The sequence below is a fragment of the Streptomyces rubrogriseus genome (genome assembly GCF_027947575.1).
Classification (GTDB): Bacteria; Actinomycetota; Actinomycetes; order Streptomycetales; family Streptomycetaceae; genus Streptomyces; species Streptomyces rubrogriseus.
Map to the genome: position 1 here is coordinate 4,389,733 of NZ_CP116256.1, position 26,939 is coordinate 4,416,671.

16 protein-coding genes and 8 pseudogenes are annotated in these 26,939 nt (G+C 68.9%); 12 read left to right on the top strand and 12 right to left on the bottom strand.

All coding sequences use genetic code 11. The features are described from left to right. Positions 1-162: 162 nt before the first annotated feature. The 4 genes and pseudogenes from Sru02f_RS20105 to Sru02f_RS20120 all read right to left on the bottom strand — a co-directional run bounded on the left by Sru02f_RS20105 (position 163) and on the right by Sru02f_RS20120 (position 4,080). Positions 163-879: an IS5 family transposase gene (locus Sru02f_RS20105; protein ID WP_244941831.1), complete on the bottom strand. Its 717-nt coding sequence runs from the start codon at positions 877-879 to the stop codon at positions 163-165. Positions 880-1,267: 388 nt separating this feature from the next. Next, positions 1,268-2,377 (bottom strand): serine hydrolase domain-containing protein, encoded by a 1,110-nt coding sequence (locus Sru02f_RS20110; RefSeq protein ID WP_244941806.1) that lies wholly within the window; start codon positions 2,375-2,377, stop codon positions 1,268-1,270. Then, positions 2,362-2,882, bottom strand: a pseudogene (locus Sru02f_RS20115) (pyridoxamine 5'-phosphate oxidase family protein). The gene Sru02f_RS20110 and the pseudogene Sru02f_RS20115 overlap by 16 nt, the downstream one beginning before the upstream one ends. Before the next feature lie 604 nt (positions 2,883-3,486). Then, positions 3,487-4,080: an LURP-one-related/scramblase family protein gene (locus Sru02f_RS20120; protein ID WP_109031354.1), complete on the bottom strand. Its 594-nt coding sequence runs from the start codon at positions 4,078-4,080 to the stop codon at positions 3,487-3,489. Between the two features lie 218 nt (positions 4,081-4,298). On the opposite strand from Sru02f_RS20120, the gene Sru02f_RS20125 reads away from it, so the two are divergent. Both Sru02f_RS20125 and Sru02f_RS20130 read left to right on the top strand, forming a co-directional pair. Continuing rightward, positions 4,299-6,017, top strand: a complete 1,719-nt coding sequence (locus Sru02f_RS20125) for a sensor histidine kinase (RefSeq protein WP_109031355.1) — start codon at positions 4,299-4,301, stop codon at positions 6,015-6,017. Positions 6,018-6,108: 91 nt separating this feature from the next. Then, positions 6,109-6,771: a response regulator transcription factor gene (locus Sru02f_RS20130; protein ID WP_003977863.1), complete on the top strand. Its 663-nt coding sequence runs from the start codon at positions 6,109-6,111 to the stop codon at positions 6,769-6,771. 396 nt (positions 6,772-7,167) lie between these two features. Here the strand turns inward: Sru02f_RS20130 and Sru02f_RS20135 are convergent, their stop codons facing one another. Further along, on the bottom strand, positions 7,168-7,653 hold the full coding sequence (locus Sru02f_RS20135; RefSeq protein WP_109031356.1) for a hypothetical protein: 486 nt from the start codon (positions 7,651-7,653) through the stop codon (positions 7,168-7,170). Positions 7,654-7,678: 25 nt separating this feature from the next. Here Sru02f_RS20135 and Sru02f_RS20140 point away from each other — a divergent pair, with 25 nt between their 5' ends. Further along, positions 7,679-8,245 (top strand): hypothetical protein, encoded by a 567-nt coding sequence (locus Sru02f_RS20140; RefSeq protein WP_159107522.1) that lies wholly within the window; start codon positions 7,679-7,681, stop codon positions 8,243-8,245. Between the two features lie 351 nt (positions 8,246-8,596). Then, a pseudogene (locus Sru02f_RS20145) lies at positions 8,597-9,396 on the top strand (telomere-associated protein Tap); the annotation flags it as partial. Between the two features lie 262 nt (positions 9,397-9,658). Here Sru02f_RS20145 and Sru02f_RS20150 read toward each other — a convergent pair. The 4 genes and pseudogenes from Sru02f_RS20150 to Sru02f_RS20165 form a co-directional block, all read right to left on the bottom strand. Continuing rightward, positions 9,659-10,143, bottom strand: a pseudogene (locus Sru02f_RS20150) (transposase); the annotation flags it as partial. Between the two features lie 129 nt (positions 10,144-10,272). Further along, positions 10,273-12,915, bottom strand: coding sequence for a helix-turn-helix transcriptional regulator (locus Sru02f_RS20155; protein WP_244941808.1), 2,643 nt, complete (start codon positions 12,913-12,915; stop codon positions 10,273-10,275). A gap of 526 nt (positions 12,916-13,441) precedes the next feature. Further along, the gene (locus Sru02f_RS20160) at positions 13,442-14,326 is read right to left on the bottom strand and encodes an alpha/beta fold hydrolase (RefSeq protein WP_109031361.1); all 885 of its coding nucleotides are present in this window, start codon (positions 14,324-14,326) and stop codon (positions 13,442-13,444) included. After that, on the bottom strand, positions 14,314-14,802 hold the full coding sequence (locus Sru02f_RS20165; RefSeq protein WP_244941809.1) for a serine hydrolase: 489 nt from the start codon (positions 14,800-14,802) through the stop codon (positions 14,314-14,316). The genes Sru02f_RS20160 and Sru02f_RS20165 overlap by 13 nt, the downstream gene beginning before the upstream one ends. 607 nt (positions 14,803-15,409) lie before the next feature. On the opposite strand from Sru02f_RS20165, the gene Sru02f_RS20170 reads away from it, so the two are divergent. Both Sru02f_RS20170 and Sru02f_RS20175 read left to right on the top strand, forming a co-directional pair. Beyond that, complete coding sequence (locus Sru02f_RS20170; protein ID WP_109031363.1) at positions 15,410-18,133, top strand: AAA family ATPase; 2,724 nt, start codon at positions 15,410-15,412, stop codon at positions 18,131-18,133. Positions 18,134-18,365: 232 nt separating this feature from the next. Continuing rightward, complete coding sequence (locus Sru02f_RS20175; protein ID WP_109031503.1) at positions 18,366-18,824, top strand: hypothetical protein; 459 nt, start codon at positions 18,366-18,368, stop codon at positions 18,822-18,824. Positions 18,825-18,830: 6 nt separating this feature from the next. On the opposite strand, the pseudogene Sru02f_RS20180 reads toward Sru02f_RS20175, so the two are convergent. Next, a pseudogene (locus Sru02f_RS20180) lies at positions 18,831-19,037 on the bottom strand (IS110 family transposase); the annotation flags it as partial. Between the two features lie 79 nt (positions 19,038-19,116). Between Sru02f_RS20180 and Sru02f_RS20185 the strand changes: the two are divergent. The 4 genes and pseudogenes from Sru02f_RS20185 to Sru02f_RS20200 all read left to right on the top strand — a co-directional run. Then, positions 19,117-19,922 (top strand): annotated as a pseudogene (locus Sru02f_RS20185) (IS5 family transposase). 129 nt (positions 19,923-20,051) lie between these two features. Beyond that, a complete protein-coding gene (locus Sru02f_RS20190) occupies positions 20,052-20,510 on the top strand; it encodes an SMI1/KNR4 family protein (protein WP_109031505.1) in 459 nt (152 codons plus the stop codon). A gap of 80 nt (positions 20,511-20,590) precedes the next feature. Beyond that, complete coding sequence (locus tag Sru02f_RS20195; protein WP_373103736.1) at positions 20,591-21,010, top strand: class I SAM-dependent methyltransferase; 420 nt, start codon at positions 20,591-20,593, stop codon at positions 21,008-21,010. A 325-nt stretch (positions 21,011-21,335) separates the two neighbouring features. Beyond that, a pseudogene (locus Sru02f_RS20200) lies at positions 21,336-21,518 on the top strand (Ku protein); the annotation flags it as partial. A gap of 103 nt (positions 21,519-21,621) precedes the next feature. Here the strand turns inward: Sru02f_RS20200 and Sru02f_RS20205 are convergent. Then, a pseudogene (locus tag Sru02f_RS20205) lies at positions 21,622-22,310 on the bottom strand (IS5 family transposase); the annotation flags it as partial. 125 nt (positions 22,311-22,435) lie between these two features. On the opposite strand from Sru02f_RS20205, the gene Sru02f_RS20210 reads away from it, so the two are divergent. Continuing rightward, positions 22,436-23,386: a hypothetical protein gene (locus Sru02f_RS20210; protein WP_109031364.1), complete on the top strand. Its 951-nt coding sequence runs from the start codon at positions 22,436-22,438 to the stop codon at positions 23,384-23,386. 67 nt (positions 23,387-23,453) lie between these two features. On the opposite strand, the pseudogene Sru02f_RS20215 reads toward Sru02f_RS20210, so the two are convergent. Continuing rightward, positions 23,454-25,053 (bottom strand): annotated as a pseudogene (locus Sru02f_RS20215) (Helicase associated domain protein); the annotation flags it as partial. 518 nt (positions 25,054-25,571) lie between these two features. Here Sru02f_RS20215 and Sru02f_RS20220 point away from each other — a divergent pair. Then, on the top strand, positions 25,572-26,840 hold the full coding sequence (locus Sru02f_RS20220; protein ID WP_109031365.1) for an AlbA family DNA-binding domain-containing protein: 1,269 nt from the start codon (positions 25,572-25,574) through the stop codon (positions 26,838-26,840). Positions 26,841-26,939: the final 99 nt, after the last annotated feature.

Consider the following 26,939-nt stretch of genomic DNA (forward strand, 5'->3'; position numbering starts at 1 on the left):
CTGGCCTGGGTGACAGCGGCGAGGTAGCGGCCTGGCTGCGGTGTCAGCAGTTGGCCGTGGCCCTGGGCCTGGAAGCAGTGCCGGCGAAGGTCGAGGGGCTGCGGTCGAAGGCGAAACGCCTGGTGGAACGGGGTTGGATCCTGCAGGTGCGGCCGGGGGTGTTCAGCGCGCTCGCGGCGCCGACCGGCTGAAGCCGCTGGGGTGGCGTCCGGCCAGGCGGCAGCTCATGAGCATGGTCATGGACCACAGCACCATGGCCTCGTGCATGGCGGGCAGCGTCTCGTAGTCACGCACCAGACGACGCGAACGCATCAGCCAGCTCAGCGTTCTCTCCACCACCCACCGGCGCGGCAGCACCACGAATCCCGCCGTCTCGTCACAGCGTTTGACGATCTGAAGGGTGCGCCGGCACTTTTCGGTCGCCCAGTCCACCAGTCGGCCCGCATAGCCGCCGTCCGCCCAGACCAGGCGGATGGAGAAGTACATCGCGCGTAGTCGCTCCAGCAGCGCCACCCCCGCGTCGCGGTCCTGCACGCTCACCGCGGTGACCGCGACCGCCAGAACCAGGCCGAGACAGTCCACCACCAGGTGCCGCTTGCGACCTCCCACCTTCTTCCCGCCGCCCCAGCCGGACGTGGAGCGCGGGATATCCGCTGCCGCCCGCACCGACTGCGATTCCACGATCGCGGCCGTCGGGTCCAGCGAGCGGTCCTCCCTCTGGCGGACCTTGACGCGCAGCCGGTCGTCGAGCTCGGCAAGCAGGCCGGTGGCCTGCCAGCGGCGGGCGAAGGCGTGCACCCGCCGATACGGCGGGAAGTCCGCAGGCAGGTTGGCCCACTTAACTCCGTTGTCCACGACGTAGCGGACAGCATCGAGCATCACGCGGTGGCAGTAGCCCTCTGGCCGCCCGCCCCGCCCCGCCCCTGAAGCCAAGCAGGCACCGGCAGCAACGGCCGGACGAACTGCCACTCCGCCTCCGTCAGGTCGGAGCGGAAACACCGGACACGCTGCGGGCCGTCCGCCGCGTTGCCGAACCTGTGCGCGAGGCAGTCACACGCTGGTGACGGCGCGTTGGATTCCGCGAACGCAAGCACGAAAGACTGCGGCACAGGGGGCCTCCTGGTGCTGCTCGGTTGGGATCTCAACCCCGAGCTACCAGGAGGCCCTGCCGTTATGCCCAGGCTGCCCAGAGATCACCCGAACAGGAACCATGTTCGACTGATCAAGTCTGTCGAACGGTAAGCGGGGGGCTTCGCAGTGTCGTTACTCAAGCATGTGGGTTGATCTCGGCTGTGGTCAGGTCTGCGAGTCGTTGTGCGGTGTTGAAGTCGGGGGTGAGACGGGTCTTGGTCATAGCGAAGGAGGTGCCGGTGGCGGTGTCTGCATAGACGTAGCTGCCGCCACCACCGACCCAGCCGAACGTGGTGGCTGTCTCGTCCGCCCGAGTACCGATGCGGCCGAGCGGATAGCCCAAGGCCAGCCGCGCATGGTTGCCGAAGACTTGATCGGTGCCTTCGAAGGCCACCGCCGTCAACTCCTCAAGCTGGTGCGAGTCAATGAGCCGACCGTCGAGGACCGCGGCATTCATGGCAGCGATTGCCCGCGCGGTGAAGGTGCCGACCGACGGGATGTCCGCTTGCAGGATCTCCCGGCTGTTGCCCATGGCCGCGGTCGGTTGCAGTTCCCAAGGCGCGAGGATGGCATCGCCGCCAGGTGGGGCGACAGGGCGCGGTGCGGCGTCTTCCAGTCGTGCCAGCCGGGCCAGGTCGGTTCGGGGCACACCGAAGTACAGGTCACCGTCGACGCCCAGGGGCACGGTGACCCACTCGTGCAAGAGTTGCCGCATCGGTTTGCCTGTGGCCCGGCGTGCGACCTCGCCGACGAGGAAGCCGAAGGTGAACGAGTGGTACCCCGTCTCGGTCCCGGGCCGCCACCGCGGTTCGGCGTCGGCGATCGCGGTGCAGACCCGCGACCAGTCAGTCAGGTCGGCAGGGCCGATGTCGCGAGGCATGGCCGGCACGCCGACCGAGTGTGTCAGCACGTGCCGAAGAGTCGCGGACGCCTTGCCGTGGGCACCGAACTCCGGCCACAGGTCGACCACTGGTGTGTCGTATCCGACAGCACCGGTCCTGACGAGCAGGTGAGCGATCAGCGACGTCATGACCTTGCCGGCAGAGAAGCCGAAGAACAGGGTCTCTGCGGTCGCCCTGCGCCCGGTCTGGCCGTCGGCGACGCCGGCGACGGCGTCGACAACAAGAACACCGTGGTGGTAAACGGCAACCTGCAAGCCGGTTTCGGCTCCGGTATCAACGAGTTCGTCGAGGACGCTTTGGGTCTTTTGCTGCAGTGAGGGCATCATCGTCACCGGCTCGGCCACGTGTAGCGAGTCTGGCTGGATGTCGGTAGCTTGCCGAAAGCGAATCCGACCGTCGGCGCGAGCGATACAGCCTGATGTCGCCGGCGATGACGGACTCGCCGAACCGATACCAGGAACCCTCGGGGCTGGTCAGATGCGTGCCGTACTTCCGCTCGAAGTCCGCGGCAGCCTGTTCACGCTCGGAGCGCTCATCCACCACGGATGCGACACCTTCGATGACGACGTCCACACCGGTCAAGGCATTCGTGCCAGTCGTCAGCGCACAGCGGGGATTATGCTCAAGGTTTCGCGCCTTGCGCTCCTGACCACCCGTGGTAAAGCACATGCCACCCAGACTCCAAGCCGCCAACAGTGGCGTCACGTGTGGTCGCCCGTCCGGCCGCACCGTGGAAAGCCAGAACACCTCCGCCTCACCGAGGACCGCCAACGCCGATGCCCACGGCGTCGCTTGCGCGTCCGGAGACGAAAACGGTCCCAGCGCAGCTTCCGGTTCGCTGTCCAACATGTCACATCCTCAATGAGGCATGGTCAGCCAACCGGCACTGGTGAAGCAGCGACAGCAAGCCGAACCATCATGCCCTCCGGTAGGGGATACGTGCCGTCTTGATGATGACCTGAACTCGCCGAGAAACTCATCGGCCTGCGCCCGTTTGCCGCGTAACCCACTTGCTCGCGGTCAAGGCCCGAACAGGAATCATGTTCGACTGTTCAAGCCTGCCGAACGGTAAGCGGAAGGCTTGTCAGGGCTGATTGCACCCCGACTGCACTTGTGCAGTCAGCATGAGACCCACTGTTCAGCATCGACGCCCATTCGAGTGACGGCACCAGATAAGCGCTCGCCCCGCGTCAGTCGGACGTGCTGAGCGCCGCTGCTCCGTGGCGAACCTTTCACCGGCGCAAGGGCAGTGGCGTTACTCCGGCGCGTACTGGTCGTCCTACGAAGTGTGGGATGCGCTGCCGCCCGCAGAACTGGAGAACATGTGCATCCTGGCTGGATACCGAGGCCCGTGGCTGTTCGAGGCCGGTCCGGAGGTATCCGGCCATGGGCCTGGAGCTTTCCCACCGGCGACATGGCCCACCTGCCCGCCGTCGGCGCCAGTCTCTTCGGGTCAACGGTCCTGGAACGTGTCCAGGGCCACGGCCTGGGCGACGGCCAGGCGGGGGTCCGTTCCGGGGGTGAGGATGTCGACCACGTAACGGTCCCGCAGACCCCACTTCCTGTCCACCTTCAGCACCTGCTTGCCTCCCGTCTCGAAGTCGAAGTGGTACGGCCACAGGAACGGCAGGTCCAGCGGCAGGAAGTCCCAGGCGCGGCGGAGCACAGCCACGAACCGGTTACGCTCCCGGCCGACGGCGGCCGGGAATCCGGGCTGGTCCAGCACCCAGGTCGAACGCACCAGGGAGGCGACGTCCTTCTCCTCGAAACCGCCGACAAGGTTGCCCTCCGCGTCCCACACGTCGTAGCCATCACCGGCGCCGCGAAGGCCGCGCTCCTCGATGGTGAACAGCACGCGGGTCCCGGACAGGCCGGTGTGGAAGGTGATCTTCTCCTTGAGCGAGAATCGCTTCACCTCGGCGCAGGCCAGGACCTCGCCCTCCGAGCCGTCCGGCATCAGCTCGCTCACGGTGTAACGGCCGGCCTTGAGACGGTTCTCCTGCCGGACGGTGAAACGTCTGCCGGTCCACTGTCCCGCACTGTCCACTGTTCCGCTCCCGAAGCCGTCGTTCCCTGTGCCGCCGCTGAGTGCGTCCGGCCGAGCCATCGTCACCGGACCGCCCGCCCTGCGGCAGTCTCCATAAGTCGTCACCCGTAACGACCAAAGAGGGCAGGAATCACTGGAATCGAGGACGCCCTTCGTCGCGCGCGACCGCACCGAAGGAAGGATGCGGGCGTCAGAGGGCAGCCGTCTATCGTCTGCACGTGGATGCTGCAGAAACTCCCCGTACCGGACCGTCGTTCCGCCTCCGTCTCGCCGCCGCCTCCCCCTGGCCCCGGCGGCGGATCATCGGCGAGGCCGTGCTCACGCCAGTGCTCTCCGGGATCGCAGGCATCCTTCGCACGGCGGAGACCGGCTCCCTGGTACAGGGCGGGGCACTGGCCCTGGTCGTCGCCGTACTGTCCCTGGCGCGTCGCGCCCTGCCGGCGTCGGTACTGCTGGCCGCGTCAGCCCTGGCCGGCACCTTTCTCGGTACGTTCGTCCTGCTGGTCTGCGCCGGATGGTCCGCCGGCAGCCGCATCGAGCGCCCGGCGCGGGCACTGGCCGCGTTCACGGCCGGTTTCGTGCTCCACCTTGTCGCCGGCGTGGCCAGCGCACCAGATGAAGACCTCGGACTGTCGGTGCTGGTGACCGTCGCACTGACCGGGGGCCCGTTCCTGGTGCTGGCGGTGGTGCCCGGTTTCGCCGCCCGGTACCGTGCCCAGCGGCACGCCCTGCTGGACGCCCTGCGGCGGCACAACGCCCAACTGGTGCGCGAACGGGCGATGGTGGCGCGCCAGGCCCGGCTGCTGGAGCGGCAGCGCATCGCCCAGGACATGCACGACAGCCTTGGCCACCAACTTGCCCTGATCGCCGTGCACACGGGGGCGCTGGAGGTGGACCCGGAGCTCAACGGCCGCCAGCGGGAAGGTGTGGGCGTCCTGCGGGAGGCATCCAGATCGGCGATGATGGAGCTGCGCGAAGCCGTGGGCATCCTGCGCAACGACGCGGAGATGTCCGGGCCCGGTTCGCAAGGAGCCGGGCCCTCCTCGGACCGTGCCGAGGTTTCTGTCGAAGGACTGGTCGCGTCGTCGCGGGCGGCGGGCGCGACGGTGGAACTGCACCGCTCCGGCGCCCAGCGGACCCTCACCCCCGCTGTCGACCGGGCGGCGTACCGCATCGTTCAGGAGGGACTGACCAATGCACACAAGCACGCGTCGGGCGCCCCGATCACGGTCGCGCTGCGCTACGAACCGGACAGCCTTGTAGTCGAGGTGGCAAACGGCCCAGTACCGACCGGGGTTCCGGCCGCACTCCCCGCGATCAGCGGCCAACAGGGGCTGACGGGCCTGCGGGAGCGGGCCCGGCTGGTCGGCGGCATGGTGCACACCGGCCTCACCCCCGGCGGGGGCTTCCGCCTCGCCGGTGTGCTGCCGTACGCCGGTGACGAGCGGCAGTTCCCTCCGGACGGCGCGACTTCGGTGGCTGCGGACGACGACTTCCGAGGGCAGATCGGCGGGGCCTCGGCGGGAAATGGTGGTGGCGTCCTCGAACGCGCCGTACCGCACAAGGAGTTCACCGCCATCATGAGCAGCAAGAAGAACGCCGCCCTGGGATGCGCCGCCACCGCCGTGGTCCTCGTCGTGGGCGTCGGCGCCCTTCTGGTGTGGGGGGTGTCGAAAGGAATCGACGAGTTGGAGAAGGGGGCCATACCGGCGAGAGTGTACGAGTCGGCTCGAGTCGGCGAGGCCGAGGCGGACCTGCGCGGGAAGTTCCCGGAAGGCGGCTCGTTGCTCACCGACGGCGTGGAGAAGCAGGGGCCTGCGCTGCCCGATGACGCGGCCTGCGAACACTTCGTGGACGACGAGAAGGACATCGTCTACCGATTCTGCTTCCGCGACGGCAAGCTCACCTCCAAAGTGTCCTACCCGTACAGCCCCTGACCCGAGGTCTGTGACCACGCTCCCGGCTGGATCGGGCATCATGAGGTGGGCTGTTGTCCGCCTGTCACACCGATCCCGCGCAGGAGATCGCATGATCCGGGTTCTCATCGCCGACGACGAGCCGCTCATCAGAGCAGGCATCAGAATGATCCTCACCTCCGCCGGCGACATCGAGGTCGTCGCCGAGGCACGGGACGGCCGGGAGGCGGTGGACACCGCCCGGAGCACCGCGGTCGACGTGGCCCTGCTGGACATCCAGATGCCCGTGATGGACGGGCTGACCGCGCTGGCCGAACTGGGCCGTGCCGCGCCGGGGGTACGGGTGCTGATCCTGACGACGTTCGGGGAACGCGACAACGTCCTACGGGCGCTCGGCCACGGCAGTGCGGGCTTCCTGCTGAAGGACACCGCCCCGCAGGAGCTGATCCACGCAGTCCGCGCGGCGGCGGCCGGCAACGCTTACCTGTCCCCGGCCGCCACCCGCCACGTGGTGGACACCCTCGCTTCCCCCGCCGCCACCGTGCGTGGCGAGGAGGCGCGCCGCCGCCTGGCCGGGCTGACTGGTCGCGAACGCGAGGTGCTGGCCCTGCTCGGCGAAGGACTGTCCAACGCGGCCGCCGGCGCCCGCCTGCATATGAGCGAGGCGACGGTGAAGACCTACGTCAGCCGCGTCCTCACCAAGCTCGACTGCGACAACCGGGTCCAAGCGGCGCTCCTGGCCCGCGACGCGGGCCTGGAGCCGTGCGCAGAGTGAACCTCAGCGCTCCGGCAAACCGTACGTGGAACAGCTCTCCGAACTCACCCTCAGAGATGAGCCCCGTGAACCGGACTATCCGGATTCCGAGGTCCTGCTCACCATCGTCAATGCGGTACGCCATTGCCGACCGGTCCCGGTCCACTACGGCGACCGCGACGGACGCCGTACCGGCGCGGAGCACCTATTCCGGTGCCGTCGTATTCCTGCGGGCAGCTCGCGACGCTTCTTTGCACTACAGACGGTGATGAGCCGTGGCTGCGTCCGGCGATGGAGAGGATTCCGACACGACCTTGAGACTGACCGCCTCAGACATGGCTTGAGACACCCGCCGAGCCCGAGGTCACAGCAGCGTCGTATGACACGAATCGCGAGAACCTACAGTTCTCCCGACGGTCAGGATGTCTGCGCCTCTGCGGGCGTCGGGTCCAAGGAGTCGAGGAGTTCCCGGAAGGTGATCTTCTCGCCGTCGTAGTCGAAGGTCATGGCAGCGGCGAGTGCCTCCCACCGGTCGGTGCTGCGCCCGCAGCGGTCCAGCAGGATCGTCAGGGCGACGTCGGGTTCGTGGTTGGCGAGGGCCTCGTCGGCGGGGATCTGGCGTAGGTGCTCCAGGGTGCGGTAGCGGGACTTTGCGACGGCGCGGTAGACCTCGGAGCGGGAGAGGATCTCCCCGGTGGCGGGGGAGTCGAGCCAGGACGGCAGGACGGCCGCGGGGCCGGGGTGCTTGCCGAGTTCGTCGTCGTCCACCAGCCGCACCACACCGTCGTCCTCGTCTTCCGGAACCGGGATGGCGGCCGCCGCGGCCAGGAACCAGTCGGGGCCGTCGGCCTTCTCGGCGGTCCAGGCCAGTACGGCAGGGTGCAGCCCGCCCAAGACGCCCATGACAGCTGCGTGCGGGGTGTGCGGGTTGGCTGGCGAGGACGGTCAGAGTCTGGACGCGGCGGTGCTCGTAGTGGCGTTCCAGGAGCCGGGCCGGGCGGTCGGGGTCGGTATTGTCGAGGACGCGGATCGGAGTCCGGCTCGGCTTGGGGGAGACGACGGCCGGCTGATCCAGCCGGGCGAGCTGGGCGCAGGCCCCGGCGAGGTGGTCGGGGGTGGCGCTGAGGAGGGCCGGGTCCTCGGCGAGACGCAGGACGCGGCCGTCGAACTCGTGATCGTCTTCCTGCCTGTCGGACCAGGTGAGCAGCTGGCCGCGGGTGACGAGAGCGTCGGCGGCCGAGTGCAGCTGGTCGGCGGCGAGGTCGGCCAGGCGCGGGTTGCTGCGGACGCGGTTGGCGATGTGGTGCAGGGTCCGGCGGGCGGTCACCTGCGGGTTGGGCAGGCCGGCCAGCTCAGGCAGGCACAGGGCCGGCAGGCAGGCGCGCAGCAGGTTCTCGCTGAGAGCGGGCGCCGGATCGGCGGGGAGTTCCGCGCCGTCGGGGTCGGTGGCGCGGAGGCGGGAGTCCTCGAGGGCCTGGGTCTCGGCCTGGTCTAGCAGCAGGTGCTGGACGGCCGCACCGAGTGTGGGGTGAGTGGCGAGCTCCGACCACCGCTCGGGACACCGGGCCAGCATCGCCCAGCCGCTGTGGCCGGCCAAATCCAGGGACCAGTCCTTTGAGAAATCGGACACGGCCTCCCAGCCCTCTTCGGGCTCCGAGTGGAGAAGGTACGCGGCGAGCGGAGTCAGGCAGGCTTAGCGATAGCGGCCTCGACCTGCCCAGGGTGCCGTGCAAGGGCGGAGACCAGCCCGGCCCAGGCCCTTCGGTGCCGCAGGATGGCGAGCGCATCGGCGGCAGTCACCGTGCCTGCGGCGGCCAGGGCGGCCAGCGTCTTGTCGTCGGCGTGCGTCAAGGCCCCCGCGTTCGACGCGAAGCTGCCCGGCTCCTGGCTGGTCGACCTGTCCCACGGCGATCTGTCCCGCGTGAAGGTCGGCAAGGAGTGGGTGGAGCTGGACGGCTCGCTGCTGCCCTCTCCGTTCACGCCGAAGGGCGAGCGCCTGACTGGCCCGGCCTGGTACGCGACGCCCACCGTCGCTTACGCGGCGGAGCTCGGCTACGAGGTGCGGCCGATTGAGGCGTGGGTCCGGTACGAGCAGGCCGGTACCTGGACGGCTGGTACAACCGGCTCCGTGACGCCTACCTCGCCACGATGGCCGACCTCGGCGTCGACGCCGACCTCGCCCCGGCGGACTTCCTTGCGGCGATGGACGGCTACAAGGGCCATGACCCGGAACTGGCGATCGTTGTCACGGCGGTCAAGGCGACGGTGAAGGGAGGTCTGGGCAAGCTCCGCGAGCGGCCCCGCGGCGAGGGCTGGAGACCGGGCGAGCCGTGGCGTGCGCTGTCCCGCCCGACGTGGCGGCCGGACATCCGGGCGGCGGTCATCTCCCGCACCCGGATCAACCTGCACCGCAAGATCGTTAAGCACGCCGCCTTCACCGGGCGGTACCCCATCGCGATCCTGTCCGACTGCGTCGTCTACGCGGCAGGCGGGCCCTCGCCGCTGGACTTCCTGCCCTACCGGGAAGGCAAGCCGCTGCCCGGCGGCTTCAAGCTCGGCATCAACCCCGGCCTGGTCAAGCACGAGGGCACCCAGGACCTGATGTGGGGCGAGGAAATAGTGCGCACCGGGCCAGAAATGAGCTGAAGCACGATGGGTTGCCCTAGTTGTCACCGTTGTGGCGCTGACCGGGGCGCGTTCCCCTCGCCCCGACACTGGGCGATTTCCATACGGCAGCCGCGGCCCCGCCGGACACGACTGGGAAGCCCGGATGCGCACCATCACCGAGCTGCAGCCGAACATCACCAAGTGGCTCGACCGCGACGTATGGACTCGTGCCGTCAGCGACGCAGGTTACGCCGTCACCCGCCGCTGACCTGCCAGCTCTAAGAGAGCATCTGATCAACGTTCACACCGTTCTGGCGTGCATGTCCGTTTCGGTTCGCCACGTTGGCGTAGATTCTCCCGTGAGCTCGCGGGACATTTTGTTAGCCATCGCACGATGGATCATCGCCCGGGACCTCTGCGGGAGGGCTTCGTAGTCCCGTGCCAGGCGACGGTGCTGCATCAGTCAGCCGAAGATCCGCTCGATCACCCACCGTTTCGGCAGCGGTTCGAACCCTTCGTCCGCCGCTGCACGACTTCCACATCGATACCCAGTCCGGCGCCGTGGTTGAGGATGCTGCTCTGGTAGCCGCCGTCGGCCCAGACCTTCGAAACGGTGGCGTGGGCCGCGGCCAGGTCGTCGAGCAGGAGCTTGCCGCCGGTGGTGTCGTGCACGGACGCGGCGGTGACCAAGACGGCCAGGACCAGGCCGAGGGCGTCGGTGATGACGTGCCGCTTGCGTCCTTTGATCTTCTTGCCGGCGTCGATGCCCTGACTGGTCTCGGCCACTCACGCCCCGCCCAACGACCGCCAACACCGGTAGTCACAAGATCCTCCCTAACTACCAACTACATAGATCAGATGCCCTCTAACGAGCTCGTGCACGGTAGGCGGTGAGGCGTCGCGACCGAGCCGGGATCATCTCCGTCCGGAGATGCCGGTGGCCGCCAAGTCGCGCCGTGAGCAGAGCCCCAGCTTGGCGAACACGTTGGATAGGTGATGCCCGACGGTGCGGTCGCTGATCCGCAGACGAGCCCCGATCTCCCGGTTGGTCAGATCGCCGGCGGCAAGCTGGGCCACCCGGCGTTCCTGTGCCGTCAGCGTTGCCATGCCCGTGCCGGCGGCAGTGTTACGGCGTGCGGGTGCCATGATCAGACGCTGCTCACGCCGGGCCCGCTCGAGCATCGGGTGCGCTCCCAGTGCGTGGAACGTCTCGGCAGCGGCGTCGAGCTGCTGGCGGGCGTCTCGGCGCCGCCGCTGTCGCCGCAACCACTCGCCGTAGAGCAGCCGGGCCCGTGCGTGGTCGAACGGGCGCCGGGACGCACCGGGCACGTCCAGCGCCGCCCGGTAGGACCGTTCGGCGGCGGGTTCGTCCAGCAGTGCGCGTGCCAGGTGTGCTGTGAATCTCGCCCAGTGCGCGCCGGTGCGCCGTACCCAGGCGTCGAGCGCCTCGGCGCGGCGCTGGCCGATCTCCGGCCGCCGCGCGTGCACGGCGGCCTCGATCGTGTCCAGGCTTGCCAGCAGAGCGACGATCGGATGTGCTGCCTCGTGCCCGTGCTCGTCCAAGCGGGCGAGCAGGTCGAGTGCAGCATCGGCGCGACCGGCCGCCAGAGCGGCCATTCCACGGTTCCAGTGGGCCGAGGCGCTGACCGCACGGTCGCGGCGCGGCCCGGCCAGCTGCAGGGTCCGAACGGTCAGATTGTCGACGCTGCGGCCGTCACCGCGGGCGGCGGCGAGCCATCCGAGGCAGTTCCGGCACTCCGCAGCGATGTGCTCGGCACCGATCCGCTCGGCCGACGCGAGCCCCTCGGCCGCGGCGTCCTCCGCAGCGCCCCACCGGCCCGCGGCGATGTCGAGTCGCGCGATCCGAGCCAGCGCCGCAGCAAGCGAGGTGCCATCGGCGTGACGGCGGTGCCTGCGGACAAGGGCGTGCACGGCATCGGCGAGTGGCTCGTCGAGGCCCCACACCAGTCCGAGCGGCGACGCTGGGAGCAGCTGCGACTCCACCCGGGAGATGTGCGCCATGACGTCACCGAGTTCTGCCGACGACGCTGCCTGTGCCGGGTCCGTCGCCGGCCCCCACCACGTCCGGACGATCGGGAGGACGTCGGGCAGCCCAGGGGTCGTCAGCCCCGCGAGACGAGTGAGGGTCTCGCCGACGAGGTCGTCGCGGGCCGCGGACCATCCCGCGTGCAGGGCAGCGGCGCCGAGCTCCACTCTCATGCGCGGATCGTCGAACGCGGCGATGTCGCGACTGATCGATCGGTGGGCTCGTTCCAGAGACCCCTCGGCGAGTTCGAGTACCCCGCGCAGGCCGCGGCTGGCGCGGGTGGTCAGGACCTCGTCGGTCAGGCTCCGGGCATCGGCCAGCAGCCGACGCGCCATCGTGGCGTCGCCGCCGTGCCAGGCGGCCACGGCCGCGCGGGCGAGCCTGCGGGTCGCAGCGGCCGGGTCGGCGGACAGTTCGGCGGCCCGCCGCAGGATCGGTACCGCGCCGGCGCCCGAGGGCACCGTCTGCTCGAGCAGCCCGGCGATCTCCTCGTCGACGTCGTGAACGGTCGCGGCCCGGTGCCAGACATGCCCGCGACTGCCCGGGGGAAGAGCGGCGGCCAGGGTCCGGTGGGCGTTCCTGCGTTCAGACGGGGAGGCGCTCGCGTAGACAGCGGCCCGGACCACCGGGTGCCGTAGCGCAGGCCGGTCGGGCGTCCCGGCGAGCAGGCCCGACCAGGTCGTCTCCTCCCAGACCGGCTCCTCGGCGTCGCGGGAACGTGCTGACCGTGCGAGCGTGAGCTGGTCACCGTCGGCACGAGCCGCGGCCATGAGCACGACGAACTCGCGTGCCGGGGTCGGCATGGTCTGCAGGCGCTCGGCGAAGGCCTTACGCAGCCGGGGCCCCACGGGCACCGTGTCGGCGGCAAGATCGTCGATTGGTATAGGCAGCTCGTGCAGTGCCAGCGGGTTGCCCCCACCTGCTTTCACCGCGCGGGTGATCTCGGGGCCGTCGAGGCCGGGGTGAGCGGCGGCGACCAGTTGGGCGGCGTGGTCGTCAGCGAGAGGACTCACCGCGAGCGGATCGACCCCCTCCCACGATCCGTCGGCGGGCACGTCGTGGCCGGCGACGAGGACCACCACCGGATCGGTCCCCACCCGCCGGGCGACGAATCCGAGCACGAACTCGGTCTCCGCGTCGAGCCGGTGTGCGTCGTCCACGACGATCAGGAGCGGGCGGTCGACTGCCAGCGTCGACAACAGGGACAGGACCGCCACGGCGGTGAGTGACCGGCCCGCTCCGGTGACCTCGCCCGCGAGCACGCCTCGCAACGCTGCCGCCTGGGACACCGGAAGAGTCGCGATCAGGTGCTCGACCGGCCGGAGTAGCGTGTCCAGGCCGGCGAAGGGGGTCCCGGACTCGCACCGTGCGGGCTGTACCGCCAGCGGGGCGAAATCGGGAGACGCCGCGGTGACGTGGTCGAGAAGTGCGGTCTTGCCGATGCCCGGCTCACCCCAGAGCACCAGGGCGCCACCGGAGCCACGGCGGGCTCGGTCGAGCACCTCGGTCACGGCAGCGATCTCTGCCTGTCGTCCGACGAGCGGAGCCGGAGCACCGGTTGCCCTCATCGCGTCCTCTCAGCCGTGACCATCTTCCGGCCCCAGAGGTCCGTGCCGTACCGTCCGAGGTCGGCGGGATCGTCCGACGCCCCGACGAGGACGCCGACCCCGTGCACGAGCGCGATGCCGGTGAGCCCCGCTCGGATCCTGATGAGCGCATCCTCGGGCCGCTGCTGTGGCAGTGCCACCCCACCGAGCCGGGTCCCGTTCGGTGGTGCCGACCTGACCGTGAATGGTGTGCGCATGCTCAGCGGCCTGCCGCAGGTGCTTCTAGGCCCGCAGACCACGGGCCCGATTACCTTGACCGATGGCCCCGCTGCCGCGGGTAGGGTCGGGTCCCGTTCGTCGTTCGTCGATGACGAGCTTGCGCATCGAGCACGCCGAACCGCTGCCAGGGCACGGGCAGCGTATGGACGAGGCGCTCGCCGCGGGCGCACGCCGAGGTCGGCGCGGCGGGGCGAGGCGCCGGTGGCCGTGGTCATGGCGACTCCTCCGAACCGGAGCGGACGCCCTTGGGGAGTGGGTCTCCCAGGAAGGCGAGCAGGGCGGCGTTGACCTCGTCGGCGTGAGTCCACAGCAGCCCGTGCGGGGCGCCGTCGATCTCCACGTACTGCGCGTCGGGCAGGGCCCGACGGAAGCGGTGGGCCGTGACTTCGATGGGGAGGATCCGATCGGCGGTGCCGTGCAGGATCAGGGCCGGCGTGCCGCTGGCCCGGACGGCCTCGACGTCGGCGCGGAAGTCCTCGATCCACGAGGAGACGACGGCATGGGCGGCCACGGGGGCGCTGGAGATGGCGACGTTCCAGCTGGCTGTGACCGCCTCCTGGCCGATGCGGTTGCCCAGGTTCTCGTCGAGGTTGTAGAAGTTGGAGAAGAACTGCTCGTACCAGGCGTAGCGGTCGCCCTTGGCCGCGGCCTCGATGCCGTCGAAGACGTCCTGGGGCACGCCGTCTGGGTTGTCGTCCCGAGCGACGAGAAAGGGCTCCAGGGAGGCCAGGAAGGCGAGCTTCACGACCCGCTGGTGGCCGTATCGAGCGATGTAGCGGGCGAGTTCGCCGGTGCCCATCGAGAACCCGACGAGGACGACATCGCGCAGGTCCAGGGTCTCCAGCAGGGCATTCAGGTCGGCGGCGAAGGTGTCGTAGTCGTAGCCGGTGCCGACCTTCGACGAGCGGCCGAAGCCGCGGCGGTCGTAGGTGATGACGCGGTAGCCGGCGGAGAGCAGCTCGCGCGTCTGGCGCTCCCAGCTGTGGCCGTTGAGCGGGTAGCCGTGGATGAGGACGACGGGCTGACCCGCGCCTTGGTCCTCGTAGTAGAGCTCGACCGGCGTGCTGTTCTCGTTCCCGATGGTTACGTGTCCCATGATCTTTCCTTTCCGAGGGTGGTGTGCCTGCTATTGACCGACGAGCCGCCGTACCGCGATCGTTGTCGCCTCGCCGATGGTGGCGTTGCCGGCCGTAGACTCCGGGTCGGCCGGGTCGGCCGGGTCGGCGTAGACGGCGAGACCAGCGGCGCGCGGTCCGGGGGCAGCACGATCCCGACGTCGTTGCGCTCGCCCTGTGCTTCGGTCCCGGTCCTGTCCCCGATCAGCCACCCGGCTGGCATGCCGGCCCGGATGGTGGCGTCGCCGGTGGTGTTCGCGACGAGCGAGGTGGTGCGCCGCTCGCGGCCGGCCGGCTGCAGGCCGCCAGCGAGGGGCACCGCCCGCATGCTCTCGACGATGGCGGCCGGTGTGGTGGTGTCGCGCTCGTCGTCCGGGCCGGTGGAGACGTTGAGCTGTGGCTCGTTGCGGTCGAAACGGGTAGTCGCGTCATCCAGGCCGGAGGCGAACGCGGTCACGGCGGTAGGTCCGCCGAGGAGGTCGAGGGGCAGGTTCGTCGCCGTGTTGTGGCGTTGGCGCGCCGCGGCGGCTCCTCCAGCAGGCCGACGTCGGGGTAGTGCCGCACCGCACCCACATTGGTGCCGGCGAGATCGGCGAGATCGGCGAGATCGGCAAGTTGGCGGGGTCTCCAGGCCACGGCTGTTCCCTTCAGGTGTCGTCGACCGACGTGTCGTCGGCCCCAATGTTTTCGGCGTGGTCAGGGGCGCGTGAGCCGGCGTCGGCGATTGGCCTCCGCCAGCCCGCCCCACCGCCGTGCAGCTCCCGGTAGGCCAGGGCGTGGACGGCGACCCGCTCGCGCTGCTGCCGTAACGGGAGGACTCCTCGTCGGCGGGGAAGAACACCTCGGTGCTGATCACGGTGGCCGCTCCCTTCCCGGTCGCTCTGCTGTCGGCTCTCAGAGTCGCGGGGAAGGCGCCTGGTCCGCGTCGGTGGAAATCCCTTATCCCGTCACCGACCCTGGCGCGGGGGAGGCCGGCATCTTGACGACCCGATGCTGCCCGCGCGCTTCGCGTCGGTGAGAATTACCGGATAGACACCGTGTCGGCGCCAGGGGAGGACCAGGCGATGCTCGTGGGACGGCGCGCCGAGCAGGCGGCGCTTGAGCAGCTGCTGGCTCGGGCGCAGGGCGGCGACAGCGGGGTGTTGGTGGTGCGCGGGGAGGCCGGCATCGGCAAGTCCGCCCTCTTGCAGCACATGCGGGAGACCGCCGTGGCGGTGGGATTCGGGGTTCAGGACGCGGCGGGGGTGGAGGCCGAGGCAGAGTTCGCGTTCGCGGGCCTGCACCAGTTGTGCGCTCCGTTCCTGGCGCGGGCGGTCGAGCTGCCCGAGCCGCAGCAGGCTGCGCTCGGGGTGGCGTTCGGGCTGCACGAGGGTGCTGCGCCGGACCGGTTCCTGGTGGGGTTGGCAGTGTTGAGCCTGTTGGCCGAGGCCGGGCCGTTGCTGTGTGTGGTCGATGATGCGCAGTGGCTCGATCAGGCGTCTGCGCAGGTTCTGGCTTTCGTGGCCCGGCGGGTGGGGGCCGAGCGGGTGGTGATGGTGTTTGCGCTGCGCGATCCCGGTGTGACCGACGGCGAGGCGTTCAGCGGGTTGCCGGAGCTGCGCCTGGCGGGGCTGGGGGCCTCCGATGCCCAGACGCTGCTGGCCACCGCGGTCCGCGCACCGCTGGACGATGTGGTGCGCGACCGGATCGTAGCCGAGGCGCGCGGCAATCCGCTGGCGTTGTTGGAGCTACCCCGGGGTGCTCCGGCGGTGCAGTTCGCGGGCGGGTTCGAGCTGCCGGACGTAGTGAGCGTTCCGCGCCGGATCGAGAACGGCTTTCAGCGCCGCGCGAACAGCCTGCCTGCCGACGCGCGGATGCTGCTGGTGGTTGCCGCGGCCGAGCCGACCGGGGATGCGGCGTTGCTGTGGCGCGCGGCCGCGGAGCTGGGGATCGCCCGCGAGGCGGCTGCGCCCGCGGAGGCCGCCGGGCTGCTGGAGTTCGACTTCCGTGTGCGGTTCCGGCACCCGCTGGTGCGCTCGGCGGTATACCGGGCGGCCACACCGACCGACCGGCGCCGGGCGCACGGCGCGCTGGCCGCCGTCACCGACCAGCAGGTCGATCCGGACCGGCGTGCCTGGCACCGCGCGCAGGCGGTGGTGGGCACTGATGAGGACGCCGCCGCGGAGCTGGAGCGTTCGGCCGGACGGGCCCGCGCCCGCGGCGGGTTGGCCGCCGCGGCGGCGTTCCTGAAGCGTGCGGCCGAGCTGACCCCTAGGCCGGCCGTCCGGGCGGAACGAGCCCTGGAAGCTGCGCACGCCAAGCACGAGGCCGGTGCGCCCGAGGCCCTGGAGCTGCTGACAGTCGCCGCGGCCGGGCCGTTGGACGCCGTGGCGCAGGCCCGCATACAGCTGCTGCATGCTCGGATCGCGTTCCACGGGGCAAGGGGCGGCGAGGGGCCACGGATGCTGCTGGACGCCGCCAAGGCCCTCGCCCCGCTGGACCCGGCGCTGTCCCGGGAGACCTACCTGGACGCGCTCGATGCGGCGATCGTTACCGGCGACCGCGGACCCGGCGGCGTGCGTGCGGTGGCCGACGCAGCCCGGGCCGCGCCCGCACCACCGGAGTCGCCGAGGCCGGTGGATCTGTTGCTCGACGGGCTGGTGACGACGTTCACGCAGGGCTACGCGGCAGGAGTGCCCGGGCTGCGGCGGGCGTTGGACGCCTTCAATCGTCACGAGCGGGACGATCATGCCGTGAACGACGGCGACGACCGCCGCTGGCTGTGGCTGGCCGGCCGGACCGCGATGTCGGTCTTCGACGACCAGATGGTGCACGCGCTGGCCGCTCGTCATGTCCGGCTGGCCAGGGAAGCCGGCGCGCTGGCCACGCTCCCGGCAGCACTGCTCGTCCAGTCCGTCATGCTGGTGCTCTCTGGTGACTTCTCCCGGGCCGCCGAGCAGACCGCGATCGCGGCCGCGACCAGAACTGTGCCCGTGCTCCACGGCCAGCTCATCCTGGCTGCCTGGCGCGGCCGCTCGGACGAGACCACCGAGGTCCACGCGACCATGGTCCGGGAAGCGGTTGGGCGTGGGGGCCGAACCGAGGACTTCCTGGCGCAGTACGCCATGGCGGTGCTGCACAACGGTCTGGGCGACTACCCGGCGGCTCTGGTCGCTGCGACGCGGGCTTTCGAGTCCGACGAGCTGACCCACAGCAACCTGGCCCACTCCGAGCTCATTGAAGCGGCATGTCGTAGCGGCCGGCCGGAGCATGCGACCGCTGCGCTGGACCAGCTCAGCTCACGGGCGCTGGCCAGCGGCACCCCGTGGGGGCTCGGGCTGGCAGCGCGCTCACGGGCATTGGTCAGCACCGGCCCGGCCGCCGAGGAGTACTACCGCGAGGCGATCGAGCAGCTACGAAACTGCCGAGTGGCCACCCAGCTGGCCCGGACTCATCTCGTCTATGGCGAGTGGCTACGCCGCGAGGGCCGCCGTCAAGGCGCCCGCCAGCAGCTCCGCACCGCCCACCAGATGCTGTCGGACATGGGTGCGGAAGCGTTCGCAGCGCGCGCCGCCCGCGAGCTGCGCGCCACCGGCGAGCACCCACGCAGCCGGTCCGCCCAGCCTTCGGACGCGCTCACCGCACAGGAGCTGACGATCGCCCGGCTGGTAGCTACCGGGGCGACCTCCCGGGAGGTCGGCGCACAGCTGTTCTTGAGCCCGCGCACCATTGAGGCCCACCTCCGCAGCATCTTCCGCAAGCTGAGCATCACCTCCCGGCGACAGCTGCGGGACCTGCGGCTTCCCTGACGGGCTGGCAGCGTGCGTGCTCTGTCGCGGTACAGCGAATGCCGCCCGGAAGGCCAGCGAGCTGCGCTCTTTGGAGCTCGTAAAAGGATCAAGAGCGCGCCGTCTTGAGGCGACGCCTGCGAATGAGCGTGCAGACAAGGGAGACGACGGCGGGCGGATTAGGCACCTCAGGCAGGTAACTCGTCAAGCCCGGGTGGTCGTTGTTCCTGTGTGCGTCGGTAGTGTTATGGACATGCCCGATGTGTGGATCGGCTTCAACTCTCGTGATCGGCAGAGGTACTGGTGGCGGACCGGCATCCTGATGCTGACGCTCGCTGGTGTGATGGTGGCGATGAGCTTGACCACGCATGAGCCGGGAAAATGGTGGTGGGTCGGTGGAGTAGGGGTCTTCTCCGCGGTTGTGGTCTTCAGCACGATCAACGCGATCTATGGCCGGGTCCTCCTGACCGCGAGGGGGTTGGAGTTCCGCACCTTCGTCAGCAGGCAAGTGGTTCCCTGGAGCGAGGTCGCCCGCATCGAGAAGCGGCAGAGGGTGTCACGGAGCGGAATCTGGTGGGACCTTCGGGTCGTCAGGGCCCACGGCCGCTCGCTCACGATTCCGGGGACCTTCACCAACCGGATGACGGATGCCGAGCTTGAACGGAAGCAGGCAGTCATCCAGAAGGGCTGGTCCCGCGCAGTCGGTGGCTGATGGAACTCATGCCGCGAGAGCCTTCGCCGCCGTGGGGAAGGCGACGGCCTCGTCGAAGAGCTGTCCGTGCTGGACGCAGTGGTAGAGCTGTCCAAGCATGCGGTTGAAGAGGTTCCTCTGGGCTGCGGCATGCCAGTCTCCGTGTTCGTCGCGACGCCTTCGGTAGTGGGCTTTAGCGCCGGGTGAGGTGGTGATGGCGGAGAAGGCCCATAACAACGGCTAACACAATGAGGTGGATGAGTCCTGGTTGCCGTGTCCGGCACGGGAGTTGAGCGTTTGGTTCGGTGTGGGGATGTCGCCGTGGATCGTGTCGGATGAACTGTGGGACCTTGTGGAGCCGCTGCTGCCGCAGCGTGAGCGCAGGTTCCGGCATCCAGGTCGCAAGCCGTTGCCGGACCGGGAGGTGCTGTGCGGGATCTTGTACGTGCTGCACACCGGGATCCAGTGGGAGTACCTGCCCAAGGACTTCGGCTTCGGGTCGGGCATGACGTGCTGGCGCCGGCTGCGGGACTGGAACGAGGCCGGCGTCTGGCAACGGCTGCACGAGATCTTGCTGGCCGAACTGAACGCTGCCGCACGTCTGGACTGGTCCCGCTGGGTGGTCGACTCCTCGCACGTCAGGGCGCTAAAAGGGGGCAGCACACGGGCCCATCGCCCGTTGACCGGGGACGAGCCGGCTCCAAGCATCACTTGATCACTGACGGACACGGCACTCCGCTCGCGGTGCTGCTGACCGGCGGCAACCGCAACGACGTCACCCAGCTCCTGCCCCTGCTCGACGCGATCCCGCCGGTCCGCGGCCGGGTCGGTCATCCTCGCCGGAAGCCGGACTCCCTGTTCGCCGACCGGGGCTACGACCATGACATCTACCGGGACCAGGTCCGCGCCCGCGGCGTCGTGCCCGCGATCGCCCGCCGCGGCACCCTGCACGGCACCGGACTGGGCACCTACCGCTGGGTTGTGGAGAGGAGCTTTGCCTGGTTGCACGGCTTCCGTCGCCTGCGAATCCGCTGGGAGCGGCGAGCCGACATTCACGAAGCATTCCTGAGACTCGCCTGCTGCCTCATCACCCATCGGCAGCTCAGGGCATTGCGCTGACACTGGAACCGCTGGGCACTCCATGGATGTCCGTGGCTCATGCCATGATCCGGCCTCATGAGTGACCGATCGCTTTCGCCTGCCTGGCTGGCCTCGTGGACAGAGAGGGTCAGCGGGACTCTCACGACCATGACGGGCGAGTTCGAGCATCGGCACGGCTTTCCTCCTGGGATCAACCAGGTCCGGCCGGCCGACCACGATGATCAAGCCGCGGCTCGCACGCTCGCCCAAGTCACCCCTACACCGGCTGACCTGATCACCTTCTACGAAAGCATCGGTGATGTCACCTGGGAGGACGTCGGCAACGGCTACTTCCTCGATACGGCCGGTGACCTCCTGCTGCGGCTCCAGGAGTACGGCGTTGTCGACGTCGGCACGGACAAAAGGAGCCGTGGCCTGGTCATCGGCTCGAACGGCGGCGGCCTGATCTATGTCGCGGGGCCTGATGGGGCCGTTTACCGGACGCGGACGGCTTCGCTGGACGAAGCGGAGCTCGACAAGGTAGCCGATGACCTACGACAGTTTCTGGAGCTGCTGGAGCGTTCCCTGACAAGGTTCAACGCCGACGGCGAGCCGGGATACCTGTAAGCAGGCCCGACGACCATTTTGTTAGCCGTTGTAAGTAGCCGGCGTGGTTGAGGCGGTCGTTCTTGACCCACCGGCGGGTGATGCTCGACTTCTTGCCGGAGGCCCTGGTGATGGGTGAGGCGCCGGCGCACGCCTTCCATCCGGCGCTGCTTTTCCAGGAGGCGCGGATGGAATCCCTGCCGATCGAGGATGGCGCGCTCGGCGGCGTACTGGCCCATTACTCGATGATCCACACCCCTCCGGGAGAACTGCCGGAGCTGCTTGCCGAGCAGGTACGCGTTCTCGCGCCAGGTGGTCTGCTCCTGGTCTCCTTCTTCGGGACCGACGGGCAGGAACCGGTCCGGTTCGACCACAAGGTGGCGCCTGCCTACAGTTGGCCGGCAGATCGCCTCGCTGGACTGCTGGCCGATGCCGGGCTCGTTCCCTTCGCCCGGTTGCTCCACGATCCGGCCTCCGAGCGGGGCTTCCTCGACGCTCATTTGTTGGCCCGCCGCTCGTAGGTCCTGCCCGGAAATATCTGCCGGACTGCCGGCGCACCCCGGGCTGCCAGCTCGGCAGAGGTTCGCTGATCTAACGCGAATTGTCAGACAGGCTCTAGTGGTGCTACCCCCACCCCGAGGAACGGGGCCAACGAATCCAAGGTGCCGTTCGACTGACGCGGGACGAGCGCTTATCTGGTGCCGTCACTCGAATGGGCGTCGATATTGAACAGTGGGTCTCATGCTGACTGCACAAGTGCAGTCGCAGTGCAATTGGCCCTGAGACTATGCAGCGGAATTTGAGATCCCACACTGGCGTTGCTCGGGGCTGCCTTGGAGGTTCGTCATGCCCCGCACCATCTGGTCCGGCGCCATCAGCTTTGGCCTGGTCACCGTGCCGATCCACGTGGTCAGCGCCACCGAGGACCACAGCATCCACTTCCACCGGGTGCACCTGGAGGACTTGGCCCGGGTACGGACCCGTAAAGTGTGTGAGCTGGAGGACCGTGAGGTCAGCTCGGACGAGATTCGGCGAGTCAACATCGGACGTACTGACTGGGGGTGACATGACCGCTGAACTGCTGGAATGTTCCCTCGACTACCACGGTCGGCCCTAGGCCGTTTCCTTCGGATCACCTTGCGGACCAGATGAAGATGGCGGCGAGGTGGAGTCCGGCAAGGTAGATGGTGGCGGTCTTGTCGTAGCGAGTGGCCAGGCCACGCCACTGCTTCAGCTTGTTGATGCACCGCTCGACGGTGTTTCGCTGCTTGTAGGCCTCGCGGTCGAAGGCTGGCGGACGGCCGCCGCGACTGCCGTGCCGCTTGCGGTTTGCGGCCTGGTCGGCGGGCTGCGGGATCACCGCCCGGATTCCGCGGCGCCGCAGATGACGACGGATCGCCCGTCAAGAGTAGGCCTTGTCGGCCAGGACCGCATCCGGCGTGACTCTCGGCCGGCCGGTCCGGCGGGGCACCCGTAATCGGGCCATGACCTGCTCGAATGCGGGTGCGTCTCCAGCCTGCCCGGGCGTGACGACGAATGCCAGCGGCCTGCAGCGGCCATCGGTGGCGAGGTGGATCTTCGTGGTCAGACCACCACGGGACCGTCCGAGGGCATGGTCGGACGGCTCGCCTGCCGGAACCCCTTTTGACGGGCCCCGGCCGCGTGCTGATGAGCCCGCACGATCGTGGAGTCGACCGCGACGACCCAGTCCAAGTCGCCCTCGGCGTCGGCCTGGGCGAGCAGAGCCGTGAACATCTTCTCCCACGTCCCGTCCGCGGCCCACATCCGCAACCGGTTGTGGGCTGCGGCCTGCAGGGGACCAGACGGCCAGAGGCCGATATTGCGACAATCTACGCGGAAAAGATCGCGCGTGACTTCGCTGGTCAGATGGGAACGTTGCCTGACAACCGCGTCGAGTTCGGCCCGCAAGTCGGTTCTGATGGAGCATGGAACGCCTTCTAGCCTCCGTCGACATCTTCGACAGCCTGCCGGTGCGCCTGTGCCCTGCCTGCGAGCAGAAGATCGACATCCATCGCGAACACCCAGAGGGCACTTGCTACGTCTGCACCCAGCCAGTGACCGAGGACCAGCGCAGACGACGCGGAGAACTGGAGAAGCGGTCCCTGGCCGCAGAGGCCGACGACCTCCAGGAAGTCATCGCCCGAACCAGCCGCGACCTCGACCAAGCAAAAGCCGACCACCGGCACGCCCAGAGCACCCATCAAGACATTGCCAGGCAGCTAAACGTCGACCGGGCCGCCCGCCTCGCACCGTTCATGGCCAGACTCGAAGAGATGGCCGCCCAGACCGCCGCCCTGGAGCAAAAACTCATGGCGCTGCCCGCCATCGAGCAGATGCTCACCCGCAAGATTGCCGCTACGCAGACGTGCCAGGCGGCCCAAGACAGACTGAACCAACTGAAGCGGCAACTCGATGAAACCCCCACCACAGGGAGAACGCCCATCGACCGCTGCGCCCTGTTTGCTGATCGGATGAACGAATTCCTCAACCGCCACCGCGATGATGTCTGGGTGGCAGGGAATGCGGCGATCAGCGCGGACGACCTGACCTTCTACGTCGGCACCCGCCCCTGGAACCAAGTTCTAGGAGCCGAAGCGCGAGTGTTGTTCTTCCTCGCCTATAGCAGGGCCCTACTATTCCTGGCCAGGGACCTGGGGGACGACTGCCCGTATCCGGGACTCCTCATGCTCGACAACCCCTTCCAGCAGGGAATCGCAAGCGACGTCGTCCACGAAGTTCTCCGCGACATTGCCGATGCCGCCCAAGCCACCGGCGCACAGGTGATTTCTACGCAGGCCGTAGCAGTACCACTTCTCGCCCCTGGCGTCGAACAGATCATTATGCCGAGCACCTACATCGGCGAACCCGAGAGCTGACGGCCACATCTGGACAAGGAGGGGAAGGTTGCCTGGCGCTCCACGACCGGCTTCCTCCTGTCCTGTCTTACGCCCATTTGACGCCCAGCCCCCGCAGTGCGGCCAGCTGGTCCTGGGTGAGCTTGTCCCGCCTCGATTTGGTGTTCGAGACCCACACTCCCAGTTTCACAGTCACCGGCTCCGCCTCGCCGTCGACCGCGATCTCTTCGCTGTGGCCCCTCGGCACCGGCCGGTGACCTTCCCGCTCCACCCACTGGGCGAGGGCTGCCATGCCCCGCTGGAACGCCTGCTGTGCCTTGCTCGGCCCCTTCGTCGCATCCTTGGCGGCCGGGGCGGGAGACGGCATCTCAGCGGGCGTGATGCCCAGGTGGGACAGCCGCTCCTGCTGTTCGGGCAGGAGCTGTGCCCAGGTGGCTGGCTGCTTCTGCTGGAGCCACTTGCCGATGTCGTCGCTGTCCATCAGCACGCCGGGTGCGATGTCGGGCAGTTGGCCGTTGGCGTCGACCAGGTCGGCGAGCACCCGGTAGTGGCGTTGCCAGTCCAGCGGCCATGGGCAGTCCCAGTCCGGGTCGATCTCCGTCAGCTGCGCGGCGCGTACGGCGGCCCGCTCCGGGTCCTTGCCCAGGCCGTCTTTCGCGCCCTTGCGCCGGAGGTTGGCCATGTGCTGCCCGATGGGCACCATCGCCTCGCCCTCGCCCCACACCGCGTCCTGACGCGGCGCGAGGTGCCCTGTGGCCCGCCGGTACGACCGGAGCGCGGCGAGCTTGGCCTCCCACGCTTCCTCGCCGGGCTCCCAGACCATCCCCCGGCCTCCGGCGCGTCCAGGAGGACCTTGCGCCGGTCCTCCAGCTCCCCGGCCCGCAGCGTCTTCCTCTGCTGGTGCACCCACCGCCCAAGCGGAAACGCCTTCGTCGCCCCGACCTCGACCTCCATGTCGTAGGGCACGGCGTAGACGCCGGTGATCTCGTTCTCCGCCCGCCAGCGGATCAGGGCCTGGTAGCCCTCCAGCCACACCAGCGATTCCGGCCGGTAGACCCGGGTGCGCAGGAACGCGGCGATCGTCGCCGCGTCGCGCGGGCTGGAGAAGTGAAGCAGAGCGGACTCGGCAGCGGCGTCGGTGTCGTCCTGCTCCTGGTCCGCGCCGTCGCCCTCTCCGCCAGCCCCGACGATCTGCCCGTCCTCATCGCGCTGGAGGTGGACTGTGCGCTTGCCGTGGGTGAGGGCGCGGGAGGCGAGCTGCTCGACCAGGCGTTCATCGTGGCTGCGCAGGCCCTGGAGCACCGCCGCGAGCGGCTTGAAGCTTGCGGAGGCGACCATGTCGGTCGGGTCCTCACCGGCTTCAGGAACACCGGCACGATGATCCTGGCGCCCTTCGTGCTGCCGTCTTTGTTGAGCCGGAGCGCGCGGCCGATGTTCTGCACGATCTCTACCTGGGAGCCGCGGGTGTCGGCGAAGCAGACGGCCTCGACTCCCCGCTCGCCGGTGATGTCCACGCCCTCCCCGAGCACGCGAACGCTGGCGAGGAAGGCGCGGTGGACCTGGCGCCCGGCTGCGTCGATGCCGTTGGCGAACTGGCGCAGCACCTCGCGCCGCTCCGTCACGAGGTGGTCGCCGCAGAGCCACGCCGACCACACGCGGTCCGGCGGGACGTGGCGGCCGGCCTCGAGTGCTGACTCTCACGTCCGTGCCGCACGCGATTCTCATTTATATGTCAGCTGAGAGATGTCCATGGCCCGCTAGTTGTAGGGATGTCATGGGTTTGCTTCAGACACAGCATGAAAACTGCTGATGCATGCACCTGAGAATCACGAGTTCAGTCCACTGAGAATCACAATACGGCGCGGGCTGTGACCTGCTGTTTCGCGCTGAGCGGTGGCGAGATGGTCTCAACACGCTTCGCAGTCGACTGCGCTCGCGTTTGCCGCACCTGGATCAGCCGACGATGCGTCATTCGCGCTCGCACGGACTATGCAACGCCGCGGTCTCCGCCCTGGCAGGAAGTCCGGGTCACCCCCGCCCGCGCGGGCGTTATAGCACCTGGCCGGAGCAGCAAGCTGAACAGGGCCGCGGAGTCATTCCCGGGTAGACAAGTGCTGTGCTGTCGGTACCCCTCCGTACCCTTGGCATCAACTGCTGGGGCTTACGGCCCCGCCGGGCCTTGGAGCATGGAAAGCGGGACCACACAGTGACATCGATCTACCTCTCGTCCGACAATCCCCGGTGGACACCAAAGACCGAGGCCGACCTCCAGGCCGCTATCACTGGAGGCCTGTTCGAGGAAAGTCACTACCTCGACCTCAAGAAGGCCCCGAACAGCAAGGGCGACAACAAGGAACTGGCACGTGACCTGTCTTCGTTCGCCGTGGACGGCGGCACCCTGATCATCGGCGTGCAGGAGAACAAGGAAAGCCGCACCTTCGAACTCGCCCCCCAGCCGCTGAACGGACTGCCGGAGAAGATCGAGCAGGTGGCACGAACGATCCCGGACCCGCCACTGACCATCCTCACTGAGGAAATCAGCACGGCGGCCGACGACGGGACCGGGTACCTCGTCGTGCACATTCCGGCCAGCCCCGTCGCACCGCACATGGTCGACAACCGCTACTTCGGCCGCGGCGACAAGACCAAGTACCAGATGGGCGACGCCGAAGTCGTCGCCCTGCACGCCCGCCGGCGCAACGCCGAGGCCGACGCCCTCACCCTGCTGCGCAAGGAGATGGAGGAAGACCCGCTGCGCGGCGTGGGAGCCCAGTCCCACCTCTTCCTGGTCGCCCAGCCCACAGCCGGACGACGGGACATGTGCCTCCCGATCACCGGCGCCCAGGATTGGACCATGCGCCTGCACAGCCTGATCCGTCGCGTTCAGGAGAACCAGCGCCTGCGGGCAGCGCTCGAAGGTAAGGGCTTCAGTCCCGACCTGAGCCACGCTCACCAAGGGCACAGGCGCGCCAGGGGCATAGCTCTCAGCTCCTCTAGCCTCCGGTCCGACCGCACCCATGTCGCAGACGGCGGCTGGCGCGACGAAGACGTGATCGAAGTCCAGCTCTTCGAAGACGGCGGACTGCGCCTGTTCATGACCCGTCTCTCCGACGGCCTCAAGAGTCATGCCTCGGAGGTCGAAGAGGAACAGGTCCTCTTCGACGCCGGCGTCGTCATCCTCACCCGGCACATGCTGGAACTGACGCGCCTGATCTCCGACGACGTGGGCTACCACGGAAACTGGGCCGTTGCGATCGGGGCCAGCAGGCTCCGCGGCCGCCGCAGGTACTCCGGACAGTCACACTGGCCCAGCAATTACAGGTATAGCGCCGACACCTACGAGGAAAGCACCGGCACCACGCTGGCGGAACTGCGTGACGCACCGGGCACAGTGACCCGCAGGCTTCTCGGCCCCCTGCTCCGTTCGCTGGACTCCGAAGAGCTGTTCACCAAGGCCCTGACCGACGAAGAGTGAGCCACGTCAGCGACGGGTTCTGACGTGCCGCACAGGCGGCCACTGCCATCCCTTGGCCTGCACGCGAGGCAGGAGCATGGCGACGGCCCTGCCGGCCCG